The sequence below is a fragment of the Pseudomonadota bacterium genome, from assembly GCA_010028905.1.
Classification (GTDB): Bacteria; Vulcanimicrobiota; Xenobia; order RGZZ01; family RGZZ01; genus RGZZ01.
Genome location: RGZZ01000441.1, coordinates 1 through 4,260, shown reverse-complemented (window position 1 = coordinate 4,260; position 4,260 = coordinate 1). Strand labels below are relative to the sequence as shown.

At 69.1% G+C, this 4,260-nt stretch carries 3 protein-coding genes; all 3 read left to right on the top strand.

Annotated features, from left to right (window positions below; all coding sequences use genetic code 11):
• Positions 1–1,206 (top strand): hypothetical protein (locus EB084_20730; GenBank protein ID NDD30692.1); only part of this gene is annotated, 1,206 nt, incomplete at its 5' end.
• Positions 1,059–2,912, top strand: a complete 1,854-nt coding sequence (locus EB084_20725) for an ATP-dependent DNA ligase (GenBank protein NDD30691.1) — start codon at positions 1,059–1,061, stop codon at positions 2,910–2,912. The genes EB084_20730 and EB084_20725, both read left to right, overlap by 148 nt.
• Before the next feature lie 60 nt (positions 2,913–2,972).
• Positions 2,973–4,232: an MFS transporter gene (locus tag EB084_20720; protein NDD30690.1), complete on the top strand. Its 1,260-nt coding sequence runs from the start codon at positions 2,973–2,975 to the stop codon at positions 4,230–4,232.
• The last annotated feature ends 28 nt before the right edge of the window (positions 4,233–4,260 follow it).

Here is a 4,260-nt window from a genome sequence, read left to right as displayed (position 1 = left end):
GTCCGCCAGGCACTCGCACAAGAGCGGCTCGCCTTCGCCAACCTCTCGAAGGTGCAGCAAGACCTGGTCTTCCAGGTGAAGCAAGGCTTCTTCCAGTACGTGCAGAACCTGCGCCTCGTCAAGGTTCAGCAAGCCAACCTGCGCAACCAGCAGGAGCACCTGAAGCTTGCGCAGGCCCGCCACAGAGCAGGTCTGGGGCTCCCGTCAGACGTGGTGCGCGCCCAGACCGCGGTCGCCAGCGCCATCTTCAACCTCAACCAGGCCCAGACCGTGGCCTCTGTCTCGCGTGTGAACCTGGCTGTGCTCATGGGCATCGATCCGCGAACCCCGATTGAGGTACAGGCCAAAGGGCAGGACGAGCCCCCGGTCGACACCTCGAATCCAGACGCCCTCTTCCGTCTCGCCCTGGCGCAGCGACCGGACGTGCTGCAGGCGGTGGCCAGTCTCCAGGCCAGCCAGCATGCGCTTTCGGCGGCCAAGACGAGCAACGCCCCATCGCTGGCCGCCACCAGCAGCTACTTCACGCGAGGAAACACGCCCCTGACCACCTTCGACGGCTACACCTTCAACGTCGGGTTGCAGGTCACGTGGGCGCTATACGACGGGGGCTTCACCCTGGGCCGTGTGCGCGAGGCCCAGGCGAACCAGCTCAGCACCGAGGCGCAGCTGGTCGCGGCACGTCAGAACGCCCTGTCTGACGTGGCGCAGGCCTTCCTCAACCTGAAGACCGCCGAGCAGCGGCTCATCACTGCTGGCGCAGAGGTGATGAGCGCCCAAGAGAGCCTGCGGCTCATCAACGGCCGCTACAAGGCCGGGCTCGGCACGTTCCTCGATGTGCTCGACGCCGAGCAGGCCACCGTCACCGCCGAGACCAACCAGGTGAACGCCGAGTCGGCCGTAGACCAGGCGCGCGCCGCCATGCTCCGCGCCATCGGCGCCCCCCTGCCCGATGTGCCGGGGGCCGGAACGGCAGTGCCTCCGCGGCCACCGCTGCGCATCCCGGCGCCGCCTACCGAGGTGCAGGGGGCCTCTCCGATTCCGACGCATCCTGGCACGCCATCGAACGCGCCTGGCGCCCCCGCTGCGCGCGGTACAGGTCCCGCTTCTCCCGCGGCGCCCACAGAGGCGCCGGCAAAGACCGAGCCCGCGTCGACCCCGGCACCCGCGTCGAAACCGGCACCCGCGTCGACACCTTCACCGAAATAGTGCCCACCCCATTCGCGGAACTCGCCGGCCTGTCGCTCACTCTGCGCCAGACCTCGAAGCGACTGGCGGCCATGGAGCGCATCGGAGTGTTCCTCGCGCACCTGGCCACGAGCGAGGTACGCGCCGCCACGTTGCTGCTGCTGGGGCGCGCGCTCCCGAAGGGCGACCCGCGCACGCTCGAGGTGAGCGGCGCCACGCTGTGGCGCGCGGTGCGCGCACTGGCGCACCGCAACACGCCCTCAGCGTCGGGCGCGAAACCGTCTGCAGAAGCCTCTGCACAACGCGGCATCACCGAAGACGCGGGTGTGGCGGCACGGGCCCTGCTCGCCGCGGAAGGCGGTCACATCTTCCCCGAGAGCGCCACGCTGACGCTGCAGGAAGTCAGCGACGCCCTGATCTCCCTGGCTGAGATACGCGGCAAAGGGGCGGCCGCCAGACGAGAGGCCCTGCTGGTCGACCTGCTGGCCCGCGCCACGGCAGACGAGCTCGAGGTCATCGTGCGCATCGTTCTGGGCGACATGCGTCAGGGCGCCGACGAAGGCGTGGTGCTCGAAGCCGTCGCGCGACGCCCCGGCATCGGGCAGGCCAGCGTCACCCGGGCGAAGATGCTGCTGGGCGACGCATCACGCGTGGTGGAGATCGCCTGCACGGATGGGGCCGCGGGTCTCGATGGCGTTCGCCTCGAGCCGTTCCGGCCGCTGGCCCCCATGCTCGCCCAGAAGGCGGAGACCGCTACCGAGGCGCTGGCACTGTGCGGCGGGCACGCCGTGTTCGAGCACAAGCTCGATGGCGCCCGCTTGCAGATCCACATCCACGATGGCAAGGTACGCCTCTTCACCCGACGTCTCAGCGAGGTCACCGAGAGCCTGCCCGATGTGTGCGCCGCCGTGCGCGAAGCCCTTCCTCTCAACGATGCGATTCTCGAGGGCGAGGTGGTGCCCGTCGATCGAAGCGGTCGCCCCCTGCCCTTCCAAGACCTCATGCGACGCTTTCGGCGCGTGCACGACGTCGACGAGCGGGCCGCCGAGATCGGCACCCGCGTGTATCTGTTCGACCTGCTCGCGATGCACGGCGAACCGTTGCTCGACACACCCCAGTGTGAGCGGTGGTCGCGGCTTGTGGCGGCTCTCTCACCCACCCCATCGGTGGTGCTGGTGCCGCGCCTCGAGACCAGCGACGACGCGGCCGCCACCGCCTTCACCCTTGACGCCATCGACCGCGGCTACGAAGGCGTGATGGCCAAGAACCCCACCAGCCCCTACAGCCCCGGCGTGCGCGGACGCGCCTGGCTCAAGATCAAGAAGGTGCATACCCTCGACGTGGTCGTGGTGGCCGCTGACTGGGGCTATGGGCGGCGCAACGGCTGGCTGAGCAACTACCACCTGGCCGTGCGCGACGACAACGGCGATTTCACCGAGGTGGGAAAGACATTCAAGGGCCTGAGCGATACCGAGTTCGAGCAGCTCACCGCGCGATTGCTGGGGCTGCGCGACGGGCCGGCCGACGTTCCCACGGTGCGCGTTCGCCCCTCCGTGGTTCTCGAGGTGGCCTTTAGCGACGTGCAGGCCAGCCCCACCTACCCCTGCGGCTACGCGCTGCGCTTCGCCCGCGTCGTGCGCATCCGCGACGACAAGAGCGCCGACGAGATCGACACCGTGGCGCGGGTGCGCGAGCAGTTCGAGCGACAGCAGTCGGCGGCCTTCTGAAGCAAAGCGCAGCCGCGCGATTGAAGGAGACCACGCAAGCAGTTCGAAGCCAGCGCCACCATGGTGCTGCGTCATCGCGATTTCCGCCTTCTCTGGTTCGGTCAGACCGTCTCACAGCTGGGCAACCAGTTCAACTACATCGCCCTGGCCTGGATGGTTCTGCAAGCCACCGGCTCGAGCATCGCCATGGGCGGCGTCTACCTCGCCCAGGTGCTCCCCAACGCCCTGTTCGGATGGGTCGCCGGCCTGGCGGTCGATCGCTTCGACCGCCGCAGGCTCATGATCGCTTGCAGCCTCGCGCGCGGCCTGCTCGTGGCCGCGCTTCCCCTCGCGTTTTCCGAGGGGCGCATGCCCATGGCGCTGGTCTACGGCGTGACATTCGCCGTCTCGACGCTTACCCTGGTGTTCTACGCCTCGGAGAAGACCGTGATTCCGGAGCTCGTGCCCGAGGCGCTGCTCACCGAAGCCAATGCCTACGCCGAGATGACGTCGCAGATCTCGTCACTCGCCGGCCCGGTGCTGGCGGGTCTGCTCATCGCGGTGACTCCGTCGCCCGTGTACGCGCTGTGGATCGACGTGGTGGGCTTCGGCGTCTCGGCCCTGGCGCTCAGCCTTCTGGCCTGGCGACCCGCGGCCCGCGGCCCCGAGGCAGACGGAGGCGTGCTTCGCGAGGCCATTGAGGGGCTCACCTTTCTGCGCGCCAACCGGTTCATTCTCGTCGTCTGTCTGACAGCGACGGCGGTGAACCTGCTCGTGGGGCCGTACTCGGTCATCTTCCCCGTGCTCGCCGACCGAGATCTGCACGCCGGATCAGTGGGATTCGGATGGCTCATGGGCGGCCTGGGTGGCGGCATGCTGCTGGGGTCGATGGCGGCCCAGGCGCTGACCCGCCTCTTCAGCGACGCCGTGATCATCTACGGCGGCATGCTCATCGTGGGCCTGGCCTTCGCCGGCGTGGGCCTGGCGCCAACCCTCGTGCTGGCATCGATGGCCGCCGCCGTCGCGGGATTTGCCGTGGCTCCGGGCAATGCCGTGATACTGACCCTGGTGCAGCGCAGCACGCCGCCTCGGCTGCAGGGGCGCGTGTTCGCCACCCTCTTCGCGGTGGTGAACGTGGCGGTGCCCGCGGGGGTGGCCATCGTGTCGGCCTTCATCGACCGCGTGGGCGCGCGTCCGATGCTGCTCGGCATCGGCGCGCTCACCGTGTGCGTGGCCATCACCGCCTGGCTCGTGCTGCCTCCAGAGCCGTCGCTGCCTGACGCTGCCAGCGACACCCCGAGCGGGAACGAGGCGAACCCATCGCCAATCTCCCCCGCATGACCACGCTCGCCGTTCCGGACGCCAGCCT